Here is a 16,741-nt window from a genome sequence, read left to right on the forward strand (position 1 = left end):
TAAATGAAATAAGCCAGGCTCCCCCCAAAATCCTCGACTACATCGTCGAAAGAAAAGGAGCCTGGCTATGAGTAACAGTGGCAAGGATGCTGCTTCGAAACAGAAGCAATCAATGACTCAAGGTGAACAGCTGGCCAAAGCGATTCGCTGGATCGCCAACGACCAATTATTCGCAAAGGTTCGTGTTCACGGCAATGCCAATTGGGTGCCGACTCACTTGATGCAGGTCGCAATTCTATGGGTTTGGAGTAGTCAATCATTGCTCGTCGAATCCACCAAAGACGCGATCAAAAGTGTCGAGAGCTTATTCGGTACGACCGGGATTCATTCGTATCAGACGCTGATCACTGCACTGCAGAAGTACACCGAGCAAATCCTTCCGCCACTGGTCCAACGAATGCATCATTTGATGGAGAAGACAGATCAAGCAAGTTTTCGCATTGGGATTTGGTTGGTGTTGGCCGTCGACGGTTCCCGCTTGGATGCTTGCCGAACCCTGGCCAACGAGAAGCGGTTCTGCAAGCCAAAGAACAAAAGGGGATCGAAGAAGAACAAGAAGAACAAGAAGAACAAGCGTGGTCGACACGCCAACAAACGAAAACCGGTGAGCAAAAAGAAGAACTACAATCCGCAGCCCGTCGGTCCTCAAGTCTGGCTTACGCTACTGTGGCATGTCGGACAGCGATTGCCATGGGCATGGAAAATCGGACCGAGTTATTCCAGCGAACGAGCCCATCTGTTGGAAATGCTGAATGCTTTAGACCTACCGAAAAACACGCTCATCTGCGGTGATGCTGGTTTCGTCGGCTACGACTTTTGGAACGCGATCGACAGCCACGGCCATCACTTCCTGACGCGTGTCGGAAGCAATTGTCGCTTCCTGAAGCAACTTGGACGGGTTCGCGAACGTGATGGCATCGTGTACTGCTGGCCGAAAGAAAAACAGCAACGCAAGCAGCCGCCGTTGGTCCTTCGGCTACTTCGCTTTCACGACGGACGTGGCGAAGTCTATCTCGTCACCAACGAATTGAACTTACGCAAGTTAAGTGATTCGCGTGCTGGGGAAATTTATCGAAAACGCTGGGGAATCGAAGTGCAATTCCGATCCTTAAAGCAAACTTACGGTCGTTCGAAACTGCTCGGGCGAACGCCGGATGTCGTCGAGCACGAGTTAACCTGGTCGCTTGTCGGTCTTTGGATGGCGCAGTTACTTGCGCTTCGCGAACAAATCGATCGGATCGAACCGGCGGCTCAAACGAGCGTCGCGATGGTGTTACGAATATTGCAAAACATCCTGCACTGCCCCAACGAGATACCCGCGCGGGGCGAATCGCTTCGGAGTCTCTTGGCCGGTGCGTTGACGGATACATACGACCGCGCAAGTAAAAAGAAAAGTCGCAACTACCCACGCCGAAAAGAGGAACCCCGGACCGGCCCACCCACAATTGAACTCGCCACCGCAGAGCAACAGAAGCTTGCCAAAGCTACACTGGACCTCTCAAATGCAGCATGAAAAATTTCCTTAACGGCGTTGGGTGAGGGGCAACGCCGTTAAGGAAATTTTTCGAGTGAATTAGGTAACCAGGATAGCTTTTGGAGGGCCATAAATGAAATAAGCCAGGCTCCCCCCAAAATCCTCGACTACATCGTCGAAAGAAAAGGAGCCTGGCTATGAGTAACAGTGGCAAGGATGCTGCTTCGAAACAGAAGCAATCAATGACTCAAGGTGAACAGCTGGCCAAAGCGATTCGCTGGATCGCCAACGACCAATTATTCGCAAAGGTTCGTGTTCACGGCAATGCCAATTGGGTGCCGACTCACTTGATGCAGGTCGCAATTCTATGGGTTTGGAGTAGTCAATCATTGCTCGTCGAATCCACCAAAGACGCGATCAAAAGTGTCGAGAGCTTATTCGGTACGACCGGGATTCATTCGTATCAGACGCTGATCACTGCACTGCAGAAGTACACCGAGCAAATCCTTCCGCCACTGGTCCAACGAATGCATCATTTGATGGAGAAGACAGATCAAGCAAGTTTTCGCATTGGGATTTGGTTGGTGTTGGCCGTCGACGGTTCCCGCTTGGATGCTTGCCGAACCCTGGCCAACGAGAAGCGGTTCTGCAAGCCAAAGAACAAAAGGGGATCGAAGAAGAACAAGAAGAACAAGAAGAACAAGAAGAACAAGAAGAACAAGCGTGGTCGACACGCCAACAAACGAAAACCGGTGAGCAAAAAGAAGAACTACAATCCGCAGCCCGTCGGTCCTCAAGTCTGGCTTACGCTACTGTGGCATGTCGGACAGCGATTGCCATGGGCATGGAAAATCGGACCGAGTTATTCCAGCGAACGAGCCCATCTGTTGGAAATGCTGAATGCTTTAGACCTACCGAAAAACACGCTCATCTGCGGTGATGCTGGTTTCGTCGGCTACGACTTTTGGAACGCGATCGACAGCCACGGCCATCACTTCCTGACGCGTGTCGGAAGCAATTGTCGCTTCCTGAAGCAACTTGGACGGGTTCGCGAACGTGATGGCATCGTGTACTGCTGGCCGAAAGAAAAACAGCAACGCAAGCAGCCGCCGTTGGTCCTTCGGCTACTTCGCTTTCACGACGGACGTGGCGAAGTCTATCTCGTCACCAACGAATTGAACTCACGCAAGTTAAGTGATTCGCGTGCTGGGGAAATTTATCGAAAACGCTGGGGAATCGAAGTGCAATTCCGATCCTTAAAGCAAACTTACGGTCGTTCGAAACTGCTCGGGCGAACGCCGGATGTCGTCGAGCACGAGTTAACCTGGTCGCTTGTCGGTCTTTGGATGGCGCAGTTACTGGCGCTTCGCGAACAAATCGATCGGATCGAACCGGCGGCTCAAACGAGCGTCGCGATGGTGTTACGAATATTGCAAAACATCCTGCACTGCCCCAACGAGATACCCGCGCGGGGCGAATCGCTTCGGAGTCTCTTGGCCGGTGCGTTGACGGATACATACGACCGCGCAAGTAAAAAGAAAAGTCGCAACTACCCACGCCGAAAAGAGGAACCCCGGACCGGCCCACCCACAATTGAACTCGCCACCGCAGAGCAACAGAAGCTTGCCAAAGCTACACTGGACCTCTCAAATGCAGCATGAAAAATTTCCTTAACGGCGTTGGGTGAGGGGGCCTGTTCTTCTGCGACTTGCGACTGCTTCGTCTACAGTTCTTGCAAGGCGACGCCGCCGGTTTCGATTGCTAGTTTCATGAGGTCGTCGTTGACTTCTTCGACGATGAAGACGTGCAGGATGATTCCCTTGAGTTCCTTGGCCTGCACGTTGATGCCATGGTCGCCGTCGGTCACGATGATCAGTTCGGGACGCTCGGCTTGAGTGTCCGTTACGATGGCTTGGATTCGACCGATGCCCTCGCGGATGGCTAGGTTGATGTCGGTGTCGTCGCCTACAAAGAACTCGTACGTCAACTTGCGGATTTCTTCTCGCACTTGGTCGACTTCGGTCACCATGACTTCGGGGTGTACCTGCGAGTCAAAAAAACTGTAGCCCAGAATGGCTTCGCGTCGCCCCACCGCTCGCAGCCGATTCATCAAAATCGCTAGCAGCTTGTATATCCGTTCGCCCTGCTGCATCGACTTGCTGCGGTCCAGCATGGCATAAAACAATTGCTTCCGATCACTCCGTTTGATCTTCTCGCGGACCATGAAACTTTTCGTTGCCAAGCGGTAGCGAAAGTATTTGGATGATGCGACTTTGATCGCCCAGGCCGAGGGGGCCATTTTGGGCAGCTCGTCAAAAGACTGCATCATCCGCATCCGAGTCTGATCGCCGTCGGCTGCGGGGATCATCTTCTTTTCGAAACGCGGTCGGAACGCAACGTATTCGTTTGCAATCCGCGACACTCGTGCCAGCGCTTCCAGACTGGGTTCGGCCAGCATGCGTGAGGCGACATTCAGCCGGCGAATCGCGAGCGGGTGGATCTCTTTTTCGGCGGTTTCCTTTCGCATCCCTCCGAAACATCCGCTCAACAGCGATGCAATCCGGCCTCGCGTGTCGATCGTCTCGACCAACTGGATCGATGGGATCCCACGATCCTTGCTCATCTGTTCGATGTCCATCTGGTCCGTCGGTTTCAGCAGGTGTTCGGCCGGAAGACATTCCAGCAGTTCGACCTCGTCGGCTTCCAGTTGACCGACCTCTTCCAACGCCCAATTGATTTGTTGAACCAATGCATCGACGGGGATTCCCAGAACCAGGGATCGTTTCGCGGTGGCGATGACGGCGACATTGGCGATCGCCCGGTCGATGTCGGTGCGTCCTTTGATCTGGTCAAAGTTGATTTCCCGCAGCAGGTTTGCCAATTGGAAATACCAATCGGCATCACGGACGGACCAGTCGAAATAGTCGTCCAGCCAGCGTGTCGGTGGCCACATTCGCATCCGGTAGGTCAGCCTTGTCCGCCGAGTAATCTCGGTCTTGCTGGCCACCTTGCCTTCGTCGATCAAGTGCACACCGTCCCAGATGATCGGTAACGGCAAGTGCTGCATCCCGATCAAGTCGAGTTTGCGGATCACTTCGTTGGTGTTGATCTGTTGCCGGCGTTCGCTGGTTTCCGGCTGCGTCACATGAGTGTGGAAACGAATGAAGTCGCGCAGACGTCGATCGACTCGTGTTGTCGTCATCGTTTAGGTGCCCGCTTCGATCTCTGCGGCAATCTCTCGCACGCGAGCAGTGGTTGCGCGTTGCCATGCCTGCAGTTTGGGGTCGGCGATTTCTAGCATGTTCAGTTCGTGTTTCAGACGATCCATGCTGCTCATCAGTTCCAGCATCGCGTCGATGGCGACATCGTTGACTTCACCGCGGCGGTTGGCTTCGACCTGTCGGCCAGCGGCAAACATTTCGTTGATGTCTTCCATCTTGCCACGCAACCGTTCGGCACGCTGGTCGATGTCGCTAAGCAGGACTTCGATCCCGCCTTCCAAGAGCGCCGATCGAATCAGACCTTCGATGTCGCGTTTGTAGGATTCCATTCCTTGGACATTTCGGATCGTCAGAATGTCTTCGACAATCATTTTCTTACGCCCGTGCCGACCAACGCTATTGCCGGCCAATCGCAATCCGCCAAGTGCGATTCGTGGGGAGACGTGGAATCCATTTTCGCGATCTTCGTTTAGGTTCGCGATCACGTGCGCGTAGATGCGATGCAGTTTGCGTTTATCAGAACTGGCGCCTGGGTTGGCCTTGCCAAACAACGCTTCATAATCGGCTTGTTCATACGAAGGCCAACGGACCTCCAGTTGCAGCGGGAAACGTTCCAGAAGCGCCTTTACCGCATCACTGTCTTTGGCGAATTGTCGCGGGTCTTTGTTCGTGCAGGCGATGATCACCTTGGACTTCATGGCCACCGGGTTGCTGCCGTTCATGAACGTTTTGCGCGTCAAGACATCTTTCAGCGGCAGCAGCGCCTGGGACGAAGCGTCTAGGATTTCTTCCAGGATCACGACTTCGTAGGGCAAGAAAGATCGGTCCGTGTCGTATTCCAGGCACACGTCCAGTTTGGCAATGTTCGGGCCGCCCCATAGCCGATCTTCGCTCATCCCTTCGCCAAAGGACTGCAGGAAGATTTCTTCTTCGGCATACCCCATCGCTTTCAGCGCCGTCATCACCATGTCGCTTTTGCCGTGCCCGCCCGGTCCCCACAGCAGCACATTGCAGGGCTGGATGAAGGCCAGGGTTAGCACGCGAACGATTTCATCACAGTGAATGAATTTCGGCTGCAGAGTGGATGCCACTAGTTTCGGAATCAGATGGCGCGGTTGACGCAGTGGTCCGTCGCCGGTGTTGGCAAAGTCGCCGTCGCCAAGTTGGATTCGGAAATCGGGTTCGCTGGGTAGGTGCCGATCGATCTTGCGGTCAAGGTCGGCGGTATAGGACTGCATCCCTTGGACGAAACGGATGTTGTGGAACGCGGGCGATGTAACGCGATCGTCGCCACGGGCGCGAGCGCTGCTGGCAACGACTTCCAGCGACTGCAACGCCATTCGCGGTGACATGATGAACGTTTTGGTTTCGTTCAGTCCGGCGATGACCGCGGCTAGACGCTGGTGAAGTTCGCGTCCGCCCTCGGTTGCCGAGGGGCGAGTCTTGGCAAACAGTTCGGCGTAGTTCTTTGCTTCATAGGCTGGCCAGCGAACTTCCTTTTGCAGCAAGAACCGTTCTAGCAGAGCCAGGACCGCATCGTTTCCGTCGCTGAATTCGCGTGGGTCTTTGTTCGTGCACGCGATCACCACCTTGGCGTTCAACGCCACTCGCTCGCCTCCGTTGACGAAGACACGCCGGGTCAGCACATCTTTCAGGGGCAGCAACGATTGGGCGGGCGCGTCGAAAATTTCTTCAAAGATGACGGCTTTGTACTGCGGTGCTAAGAACGAATGCGACGTGTCGTACCGCAGGCAAGTGTCCAGCGACGCCATGTCGGGACCGCCCCAAAGTCGATCTTCGCTCATCCCTTCGCCAAAGGATTGAATGTAGATCTCGTCACTGGTCAGACCCAGCGCATGCAAAGCCGACAACACCATCTCGCTCTTGCCGTGCCCGCCTGGTCCCCACAACAGCAGGTTGCAGGGTTCGTAGAAAGCTGCCGAGATCAGGTCCGCGATCTCGCCGGCGTAGACGAACCGCTGGTCCAGTGCGGATGCAATGACCGGAAGAATTTCGGATCGCGGCGTTGGCAGCCAGTTCCAATCGGGCGGTGGCAAATTACAGGATCCCTGCGGCAGGCAAGAAGTGGTTCGCGTTGTCCCTATCGTAATGTGCCAAGCCAGTGCGGTGTTTGATCGGTTGCCGCTTAGTGGGCTTCTAGCCAATTGCGGCCGACGCCCATTTCTACGACGATCGGAACCGTCATCGGGAGCGTCGTTTTCATGGCCTCTTCGATGACCGGCATGACGGTGTCTTGTTCGCTGCGCAACATATCGAAAACGATTTCGTCATGGACCGTTAAGACCATCTTGGTCTGGAATCCGCCTTCGCGAAGTGCCTTGTGCACCCGGATCATGGCCAGTTTTAGCATGTCGGCAGCGGTGCCCTGGATGGGGCTGTTCATCGCTAGCCGTTCCGCCGCGGCGACCACGGTTCGGCTCTTGGAATTGATGTCGCGCAGGTATCGTCGGCGGCCGGTTTGGGTTGCGACGTAACCGTGTTCTTTTGCAAATGCGATCGTCCGATCGATGTATTCTTGGACGCCCGGATACTTTTCAAAGTAGTTCTGGATCAATTCGCCCGCTTCGGATCGCGGGATGTTCAGTCGTTGCTGTAGCCCGAACGCGGAAATCCCGTAGATGATCCCAAAGTTGACGGTCTTGGCCTTGTCTCGCATTTCACGTGTGACGTCGGCGATGTCCGTTTTGTAAACCTTCGACGCGGTGACGGTGTGGATGTCTTCGCCGGACTGGAACGCTTCCAACATGCCAGCGTCGCCGCTGAGCTGGGCCATCACGCGGAGTTCGATTTGCGAATAGTCGGCGCTTAGGATCAAGTGGTCGTCATCGCGTGGCACAAACGCAGCCCGAATATCACGGCCACGTTCCTTGCGTACCGGAATCGTTTGCAGGTTCGGATCGTTCGACTGCATCCGCCCGGTTGCGGTCCACGATTGGCTGTAATGGGTGTGCAGGTGGCCGGTCTTTGGATTGACGGCCGCGGGTAGCTGGTCGACGTAGGTCGAACGCAGTTTTCTAGCGTTTCGATACTCCAACACGTCCGCGATGATCGGGTGTCGGGCCGACAATCGTTCCAGTTCGGATTCGCGAGTCGAGTATTGTCCGGTGGCCGTTTTCTTGGGGTTGGCTTCGACTTCTAGTTCTTCGTACAGCACGATGCCAAGTTGTTTTGGCGAATCGATATTAAAGTCATGACCGGCGGCGGCAATGATCTGTCCGTGCAGGCTTTCGATTTCGGTATCAAGTTTCTTAGAAAAGATTGCCAACGCTTCGGTGTCCAATCGGATGCCTTCGCGTTCCATGTCGACCAGCACCGGGATCAGTGGGCACTCGACTTCGTAACAGACCTTGCTGACACCACGGGCTTCGATATCAGGCCGCAGTGCCAGGGCGACTCGCCAAGTCACGTCGGCATCTTCGCAGGCGTATTGGGACAAAGCGTCTAGGGGGACGTCACGCATGTTTTTCTGGTCGGGTCCCTTTTCACCGATCAGATCCTTGGTCGGGATCGGCTTGTACCCGAGGTACAGTTTGGCAAGGTAATCCAAGCCGTGCCGCATCTCGGGTTCCTTCATCGAATGGGCCAGCATCGTGTCGAAAAGGTCCCCTCGAACATCGATGCCGTTCCACTTCAACAGCGTCAGATCGTATTTCAGGTTGTGGCCAATCTTGGTGATCGAATCGTCTTCGAAGATCGGTCGGAATTCATTCAGCACCGCTTGCGCCGATTCCAGATCATCGGGGCAAACGACATAGTAAGCTTCGTGCGGTTGGAAGCTGAACGACATGCCAAGCGGCGTGGCTTCGCGCGGATCCAGCCCCGTGGTTTCTGTGTCGAAACAAATCTGGGGCTGTTGTTTCAGTTGTTCGATCAGTTCGCGGCGCTGGTCGGGCGTCGTGATGGTGTGGTATTGGTGTGCGACATCGTGAATCGTTTTTTCTTCGACAGGTTCGTCGAACAGCGAAGCCTGGATTTCGGTTTCGCGCTTTTCACGGATGACTTGAGCACGGTTGGCAGCGGAAGAAAACGATTTGCCGAACAGCTTTTTGCCCAGCGAATCGAACTCCAGTTCCATGAACAGAGTCTTCATCTTTTCGGTGTCGTATGCACGGCAGGCGAACGAGGCCAAGTCGGCTTCGACCGGGACGTCCAGCAGGATCGTGACCAGTTTCTTGCTAAGTCGGGCCATGTCCGCATTTTCTTCGACCCGCTCGCGCTGTTTGCCTTTCAGTTCGCTGGCATGTTCCAACAGGTTTTCGATACTGCCGTATTGGGCAATCAGTTTCTGGGCGGTCTTGGGGCCGATTCCGGGGATGCCGGGAATGTTGTCGCTGGCGTCACCCATCAACCCCAGGATGTCGATGACTTGGTCGACGCGCTGAATTTCCCATTTGGCCAAGACTTCGGGGACACCGATGATCTCGGACTCGCTGCCCTTCCGCCCGGGTTTGTAGATCAACGCATCTTCAGTGACCAACTGGTGATAGTCCTTGTCGGGCGTGACCATGAAGGTGCGATAGTCTTCGCTGCCTGCACGGTGGGCCAAGGTGCCGATGATGTCGTCGGCTTCGAATCCCGGCATCCGGATCGATGGAATGTTCATCGCATCGAATAGTCGATCGATCCAAGGAATCTGTTGGGCCATGTCCTCGGGCATGGCGTCGCGCTGAGCCTTGTACAGTTCGTAATCGATGTGTCGCTGAGTCGGTTCGGACGTGTCGAAGGCGACTGCGATGTGGGTGGGTGATTCACGCGACAGAATATCCATCACCGTGTTGGCCATCCCGAACACACCGGATGTGCAGAGACCAGCGGAGGTCATTCGGGGGCTTCGCACCAACGCGAAATGGGCGCGGTAGAACAACGCCATTCCGTCCAACAGGAACAGTTTTTTGGTTTCGGGAAACAATTCGCCGCTGTGGTCAGCCATGGTGTGGTCACGAGAGGAAGAGATCGAGCGAAGGACAAGGCCGATCGGATAAGCAACCAGACGGCGTACACAATCACCAGCCCGCTAATCGGTCAGCGCGGCATGCTGTTGGGCCGTTAGATCGACGATGCCCTGCTTTGCCAGTCGCAGCAGTTCAGAAAGTTCGTTGTCATCGAAGGTGGCTTCTTCCCCGGTGCCTTGGATTTCTACAAACCGCCCCTTCCCGGTCATGACCACGTTCATGTCAACGTCGGCAGCAACATCCAGCGGGTAGTCCAGGTCCAGTTTGACTTCGCCGTCGATCAGCCCAACGCTGATCGCAGCAACACTATCGGTCAAAGGTCCGCCGGCGGCACCGTCGCTGAACCGGTATCCAGGTACCGCGATTTCGATCGCTTTGGCCAACGCGATGAAACCACCTGTGATCGATGCAGTACGGGTTCCACCGTCGGCCTGCAGCACGTCGCAGTCGACAGTGATCATGTTTTCGCCTAGGGCTTTTAGGTCGACAACCGAGCGCAGGCTGCGGCCGATCAGACGCTGGATTTCCGTGGTTCGTCCGTCCACCTTGCCATCGCGATCACGTCGTTTTCGCGGACTGGTGCTGCCGGGCAACATGTTGTATTCCGCGGTGACCCAGCCCTTACCCTTGCCTTCCAACCACGGCGGAACCTTCGCTTCGATCGATGCGGTGCACAGCACGATGGTTTGCCCGCATCGGTACAGCACGCTGGCCGGATTGGATTGCAGGTATCCGGTTTCAATTTGAACATCGCGAAGTTGGTCGGCGGGACGCATAAAGGAACGATCGTGAAGTGGTGTAGGGGATGAACGGGGAAAGTTTTTAGACGACGCAGTCGGATCAGCTGACGTTCTGGTCGATCCAAGCACGATTCAACAGCCAGACCATCAGGCCCTTTTGAGCGTGCATGCGGTTGCCGGCTTGGCGAATCACATCACTTTGGTCGCTGTCGATCACCGCGTCCGTGATTTCTTCGCCACGGATCGCGGGCAAACAGTGCAGCAGCCGTGTATGCGAAGGCGCCGCGGCCATCAACTTTTCGTTGACTTGATAGTTGGCAAACGCCTCTCGGCGAATGGCCGACTCGGCTTCTTGTCCCATGCTGGTCCAAACGTCGGTGTAGATCGCATCGGCTGAAGCGACGGCCACCATTGGGTCACGCACGGTTTCAATCGCAGCCTTGGGGTAGGCCTTGGCGACAAGATCCATCCAGCCGGCGTCCATTTCGTATCCATCGGGACAGGCCAACGTGAACCGCATGTCTAGCATGGCGCAGATCAACGCCAATGACTGCGCCACGTTGTTCCCATCGCCGACGAACACAACATGTTTTCCAGTCAGGTTGCCCAGCGATTCTTCGATCGTCAACACGTCGGCCAAAGCTTGGCAGGGGTGACACAGGTCGGTCAGCCCGTTGATCACCGGCACAGCATTGAAACTGGCCAGTTGCTCGGCACGGTCGTGTGCTTTGGCGCGGCAGACGACCAGGTCCACGAATTCGCCCAACACGTGCGTGAAGTCGCTCGGGGATTCCCGTTTGCCCCAACCAACGTCGTCACCTAGGAACAGACTGGATCCGCCCAGTTGTGCCATGCCGGTTTCGAAACTAACGCGAGTTCGCAAACTGGGTTTTTCAAACAACAACGCCACCATCTGACGTTCCAAGACGGCGGGACGATCCCCAGCAGCCAAACGCTGTTTCAGGTGCAGCGAGGTTTTCAGGATTCGTCGGACGTCATCCGGAGTGACTTCGAATAGGGTCAGGAGGTGTTGCATCAAATTTCCCTGCGTTACTGATGAATAGCGACGCCGCTGCGTCGGCTGTCCAGGTTGCATTTATAAACGGAGTGGTTGTTCTTAGGACTGAGCGGAAAACAGGTGTTCGATCCCTTTTGTGCGAAGCACCCGGTGGGGCGGTTCCCGGCAAAAGGAGGCTGACGCTTTTTTCTCACGCGATCCTTAGCTGGTCATCGCAACAGTCGATCGTTCCAAGTCCAACATCATATCGGCAATCGATTGCAACAAACGTTGCCGATCGCTGTCCGCCAGCACCAGCGGTGGTTGCAGCCGAATCGCTTGGTCTCCCGCCGCTTCGACTCGCAAACCGTGTCGTTGTCCCATCGGAACCAGTTCGTCCGATGGCAAATCGGTCTCGATTCCGATGGTCATTCCCGTGGCATGGATATCGCGGAGGAATTCGAACTGCGAAACCGATTCGGCCAATTCGACGGCAAAGTCGCGGGCTTCGTCGGCGATTCGATCGATCACACCGGACTGTCGGATCGATTCCAAGGTCTGCGTCGCGACATCACCGATCATCCGATAGCGATCGGTGTCTGTCACCGCGACCGGATGCGCCCGATCGTTGGCGATGACGATCCCGCCGGGCAGTCCTCCGAAGAGTCCGGCCGCCAGGACCGCCACATCCGCCTCGATTTCGGCGATCGATGAAAGTGTCAGTGGCGTACCAGCGGCGCCGAAAACCAACGCCGTTTCATCCACGATCAGCAACAGGTCTTTGTCGTCGCAAAGTTTGCGCAACCCCTGCCAGAATTCCGGTTCGTAAGACGATGCGGCCGCGGCAAAGTTGATGGGCGATATCAGCACCGATCCGGTGTGTTCGTCAATCATCGATTCGATCGCGGCTAGGTTTCCACCCGGTGCGTGTGCGAATCCGGCCATCATCGGGCCGAACTGGTCGTGCAGTTCGGGGATGCCGCTGGCGGTTCGGCACAGGCCGGTGCGACCATGGTCACTGCCGACGATGGCGATGGTTCGATACCTTTCTCCCGCTGTGCGAAAGCGGGCGATGGCGATGGCCTGTTCGATCGCATGGTCCGCCGACGGCAGCAACCAAGTCGATGTCGCTTGGATGCCCGTTGTCATGATGGCGGACAACGCGTCTGCCAAATCCGATCGCTGGGGATCGCCAGCCCGTTGGGCCGAAACGGATCCAGGGCTGGGGTAACGTTCGGCAAAGACATCGCCCTGATAGACGCTGCTGGCCAACTGCATGGCGGTCGCGATCGGAGCAAATCCGAAGCCGAAAACCGATGTGCGACCGGCCATCGCGTCGATGATCAACAGCCCTTCGCTGTCGGCGCGGCACAGTCCCTCGGGATCGCCGGTGTATGCGGGGCGAACCGGTGGCGGTACCGGTGCGACCGGTTCGATGTAGGCGGCAGCGGTGTCTAGCGGTGGCGAGTCGTGATTGGCCGAGTCCGACTGTGAGGCCGAATCGACAGGGATCTCGGATGCTGGTGCCGGCAACTCATCGTCGGCGTCGACACTGTCGTCCTCGTCCTCTTCTTCGTCGTCACCCTCGTCATCATCCTGTTCTTCTTCGTCGTCATCATCCTGTTCACCGTCCGGCGATTCGTCCCGCCATGGTTGCTGCGAATCGTCGGCGGCTGCCGGTTCCACGGACCGGTGCGGAATCGGTTTGACGGAACCATCGTCGTCGAACTCGACGAATTCGGAATCAAAATTCGGCATCGGGTCGGGATCGTCGTGTTCGTTCATTTCGCTCACCGAGGTTGCTTCCGTTCGAAAAGGGGCGAATGGCACAGAAGGACGAAGAAAAGTGAATCCGATGAATTGCGTTTCATCGGATCAAAACGATCAACCGGAATCACGATCAGGCTGGGATGGGTGTCACCGCGTTTGGCATCGGTCTGTGGGACGCCTGCGGTGACGGTGTCATTGGTTAATTTCGGTGCCGACGCCGCTGGTCGTGAAAATTTCTAGCAGCAATGAGTGTCGGATGGATCCGTCCACGATGTGCACCTTTCGTACGCCGCGGCCCAGCGTTTCTAGGCATGCTTCGACCTTAGGGATCATACCGCCCGCGATCACGCCATCGGCAATCAGTTGTCTCGCTTCGGCGGCGGACAACGAATGGATGATGGTTTTGGGATCATCTTTGTCCATTCGCACGCCGTTGACGTCCGACAGGAAGACTAGTTTTTCGGCGCCCAATGCCTGTGCCACGGCCATCGCTGCGGTGTCAGCGTTGACGTTGTAACGTTGGCCGTCTTCGCCGGCACACATCGACGGGATCACCGGAACTTGGTCGGTGTACGAAAGGCCTTCGATGACGCTACGGTCCACTCGCGTGACATGACCGACAAACCCCAGATCTTCGTCATCGGGTGTCGGGAGTTTCTCGCCGAACAATACATTGGTCGTATCGAAAGAAAGGTTCATGGCGCGGCCGCCTAACCGTTCCATTTCTTCGGTCAGGAACACGTTCAGTTCGCCGGCCAACACTCGCGACACTACATCCAGGGTCGCTTGGTCGGTGTATCTTCGTCCGCGAATGAAGTTGGGTTCGATACCCGATTTGGCCAACGCCCGATTGATGGCTTTGCCACCGCCGTGAACGATCACCGGTTTCATCCCCACCGATTCCATGAAAATCACGTCCAACAGGATGTGCATCAGGGCGTGTTCGTCATCCAGCAGGCTGCCACCCAATTTGATAACGGTGGTCTTGCCGCGAAAACGGCGGATCCAGCCCATTGCTTCGATCAACGTGTTGGCTTTGCCAATGGCTTCTTGCATGTCGAAGTCTCCGGGCGGTGGGGGCGTTAACGAGCTAGCAGGTGCAGGCATAAGTAATGGATCGAACAGAGTTGGAAAGGAATAGCTGACATCCAGCGATATGTGCCGCGGTGGGCAGCGCGGACGTTCGAAATGGACGCTGGAAATTCCCGGCGATTTTGCGGGGGTGTTCGGGATGGGAAAAACCGATCAATTTAGAGCCGCCGTAAGGCAGGGTCAATTGAGGACGAAAATGGCGGCATGTCCGTCGAAAAGGCAAATGATGAGTGAAGCAATCAATTTGGCGGTCATCGGCGGAGGCCAAATGGGCCGAGCACTCGTCAGCGGCATGTTGGCCGCCGACGTGGTTCAAGGCGATCATGTCCGGCTGGTCGACCGCAATCCCGCCAGCAAGCAGTGGTGGGCTACAAACCATCCCGAGGTGGTGATCACCGATCTGCCCGCCGCGGTCAGTGACAGCGATGTCGTCCTGTTAGCTGTTAAACCGCATGGAATGGAAAGCGTTGCCAAGCAAAAGGGCCGTTTCTGGAACAAAAAACTGGTGATGTCTGTTGCGGCGGGTGTCAGTCTGGGGTCGCTTGGCCAATGGATCGGCCATGAACGGGTGGTACGCGTCATGCCCAATACGCCCTGTTTGGTGGGGCTGGGGGCCTGTGGGTACTGTGTCCCCGAAGGCTTTCCCGATGCGGATATTGCGATCGTCGAAGCCATGTTGGGCGCCGTCGGCATTTCAGTCAAAGTGCTGGAAAAGCAAATGGATGCCGTCACCGGAGTCAGCGGATCAGGCCCAGCCTATGTGTTTTTGATGATCGAAGCGATGGCCGACGGCGGAGTCAAAGCAGGTCTGCCAAGACCTTTGGCGATGCAATTGGCGACCCAAACCGTGATGGGGGCCGCCAAAATGGTCGCGGAAACAGGGCGACACCCCGGTGAATTGAAAGATTCGGTGGCCAGCCCCGGAGGTACGACCATTGCCGCTTTGGCGACCCTAGAACACAATGGGTTCCGATCGGCAGTCATCGAGGCTGTCGCTGCCGCCGCCAACCGAAGTCGCGAACTAGGTGGTTGATTTCAGGGCGGATACGATTTTCCAACTTTTTCGCTGAAAGCAACCATGGATTCACCGCTAATCCGAATCGATGACAAGCACGTTCCGCTATATCGGATCGTTTGGGTGGCCGATGTGCCGCACTTTTGTGGCGAACCGGATTGCATGCACGAAGGCGACTACGAGGTCCGGCTGGACGTCGATGACTCGCTATGGACCGGTGCGAACGAGCGAGATGAAGTGATTTCGGCGCTGGCGAAATGGTGCAGCGATCCTCGCGGTGAAGAGGGCGGCGATTGGATGTAGCGACCAGCTGCATCGGTGTTTCACGCCGCTGCGTCCCTTGCGATTCACTGTCGGTGAACCCCAGAAGGCGAAGCGGTCAGCCCGCAATCATTCGGGTGATTGGCCGTTTGGCGATCGCAGCGAAGCATTCGTCCTCCACGTTTTCGGCGGTTTTCGTAGCGCAACTCGCCAAGAGTTTCGGCCCGGGGTCTTGGGATCCCCGAAAGTCTTGACGGTTCGTCGGTCTTGTGAGCCGTTAGGCGATAGCCTCGGTTTCGTCACCCAAGAACCGCGGCAATCGGCCAGGTGATTTCGTAGCCAGACGCGTAAGCGAGGGATTCGACTGATCCACTTCGGGTTGTGATTCGCTCGCTCGCTTCTGCGGCGGGATGTGATTTTCTCGCTCGCTTAGGCGGCGGGATTTGAATGATCCGCTCGCTCACGCTTCGGGTTGTGATTTTCTCGCTCGCTTACTCGTTGGAATTTGGCTGATCCACTCGCTTACGCTTCGGGTTGTGATTTTCTCGCTCGCTTCTGCGTCGGGTTGTGGCTGATTCACTCGCTTACGCTTCGGGTTGTGATTCGCTCGCTCGCTTACGCGTGGGGATTTGACTGATCCGCTCGCTTACTCGCCGGGTTGTGAGTTTCTCGCTTGCACTTCGGGTTGCGACTTCCGCTGCGAAATGCTGCGTTGCGTTCGGCCCAGCGTTGCTGCCGGCGTCGGATCACTGTTTCGCGTACTGGTCGTGCTTTGGCGTGATCGCTGGCGTAGGGGATCAGGTGAGATCCATGGGGTGTTTGCCGCGATGACGGTTAGGCCGAGCGAGGCGTTGTCCAGGAGTGCTTGATTGCCGGACCTGCGTCGCTCCGCTCCTTGATCCGGCCTACTTTGCTTACCCTCCGTTTTCAAACTGGAACGCGGCATCGGCCACTAGGGTCGGGATGCTGCCCCGAACAGGGTAGATCTGGTTTCCTCTCTGGGTGGTTAACCCCCCGTCGATCGGATCGGAAATCTTCTGGTCCTGGCGGTCCCGGAGTTCGCCCTTTTCGATGGCTTCGTTGATGCGTTTGACCAGTGAATCGTCGACTAAATGAAGCTGGCTGCCGTCGATCGGGCAGCGCAACATGGAAAGCAATTTTGGGGCAATCACGTATTTTGTCTCAGTTGGTTGTGCGG

At 56.2% G+C, this 16,741-nt stretch carries 12 protein-coding genes; 4 read left to right on the forward strand and 8 right to left on the reverse strand.

Going from position 1 to position 16,741, the window contains the following annotated elements; all coding sequences use genetic code 11:
- Positions 1-67 precede the first annotated feature (67 nt).
- Entirely contained in the window at positions 68-1,513 is a 1,446-nt protein-coding gene (locus tag K227x_RS09130; protein WP_145167794.1) for an IS4 family transposase, read from the forward strand.
- A 158-nt stretch (positions 1,514-1,671) separates the two neighbouring features.
- Positions 1,672-3,135 carry an IS4 family transposase gene (locus K227x_RS09135; RefSeq protein ID WP_145169229.1) on the forward strand — a complete coding sequence of 488 codons (1,464 nt, stop codon included), beginning with the start codon at positions 1,672-1,674 and terminating at the stop codon, positions 3,133-3,135.
- A 62-nt stretch (positions 3,136-3,197) separates the two neighbouring features.
- Here K227x_RS09135 and K227x_RS09140 read toward each other — a convergent pair whose 3' ends face one another.
- From K227x_RS09140 to argB, 7 genes are all read right to left on the reverse strand, one after another.
- Positions 3,198-4,676: a vWA domain-containing protein gene (locus tag K227x_RS09140; RefSeq protein ID WP_145169230.1), complete on the reverse strand. Its 1,479-nt coding sequence runs from the start codon at positions 4,674-4,676 to the stop codon at positions 3,198-3,200.
- A 3-nt stretch (positions 4,677-4,679) separates the two neighbouring features.
- Positions 4,680-6,752 (reverse strand): AAA family ATPase, encoded by a 2,073-nt coding sequence (locus tag K227x_RS09145; RefSeq protein WP_145169231.1) that lies wholly within the window; start codon positions 6,750-6,752, stop codon positions 4,680-4,682.
- Between the two features lie 89 nt (positions 6,753-6,841).
- Complete coding sequence (gene polA / locus K227x_RS09150) at positions 6,842-9,646, reverse strand: DNA polymerase I (protein ID WP_145169232.1); 2,805 nt, start codon at positions 9,644-9,646, stop codon at positions 6,842-6,844.
- An 84-nt stretch (positions 9,647-9,730) separates the two neighbouring features.
- The gene (gene rph, locus K227x_RS09155; protein ID WP_145169233.1) at positions 9,731-10,444 is read right to left on the reverse strand and encodes a ribonuclease PH; all 714 of its coding nucleotides are present in this window, start codon (positions 10,442-10,444) and stop codon (positions 9,731-9,733) included.
- Positions 10,445-10,508: 64 nt separating this feature from the next.
- Entirely contained in the window at positions 10,509-11,444 is a 936-nt protein-coding gene (argF, locus tag K227x_RS09160; RefSeq protein ID WP_145169234.1) for an ornithine carbamoyltransferase, read from the reverse strand.
- A gap of 183 nt (positions 11,445-11,627) precedes the next feature.
- Complete coding sequence (locus K227x_RS09165) at positions 11,628-13,190, reverse strand: aminotransferase class III-fold pyridoxal phosphate-dependent enzyme (protein WP_246146835.1); 1,563 nt, start codon at positions 13,188-13,190, stop codon at positions 11,628-11,630.
- Positions 13,191-13,367: 177 nt separating this feature from the next.
- Positions 13,368-14,231, reverse strand: a complete 864-nt coding sequence (gene argB / locus K227x_RS09175; protein WP_145169237.1) for an acetylglutamate kinase — start codon at positions 14,229-14,231, stop codon at positions 13,368-13,370.
- A gap of 259 nt (positions 14,232-14,490) precedes the next feature.
- Here argB and proC point away from each other — a divergent pair, with 259 nt between their 5' ends.
- A complete protein-coding gene (gene proC / locus K227x_RS09180) occupies positions 14,491-15,300 on the forward strand; it encodes a pyrroline-5-carboxylate reductase (protein WP_246146688.1) in 810 nt (269 codons plus the stop codon).
- 45 nt (positions 15,301-15,345) lie between these two features.
- Positions 15,346-15,585 (forward strand): hypothetical protein, encoded by a 240-nt coding sequence (locus tag K227x_RS09185; RefSeq protein WP_145169238.1) that lies wholly within the window; start codon positions 15,346-15,348, stop codon positions 15,583-15,585.
- Between the two features lie 872 nt (positions 15,586-16,457).
- Here the strand turns inward: K227x_RS09185 and K227x_RS09190 are convergent.
- Entirely contained in the window at positions 16,458-16,691 is a 234-nt protein-coding gene (locus tag K227x_RS09190; RefSeq protein WP_246146689.1) for a Trm112 family protein, read from the reverse strand.
- Positions 16,692-16,741: the final 50 nt, after the last annotated feature.

The organism is Rubripirellula lacrimiformis, from assembly GCF_007741535.1.
GTDB lineage: Bacteria > Planctomycetota > Planctomycetia > Pirellulales > Pirellulaceae > Rubripirellula > Rubripirellula lacrimiformis.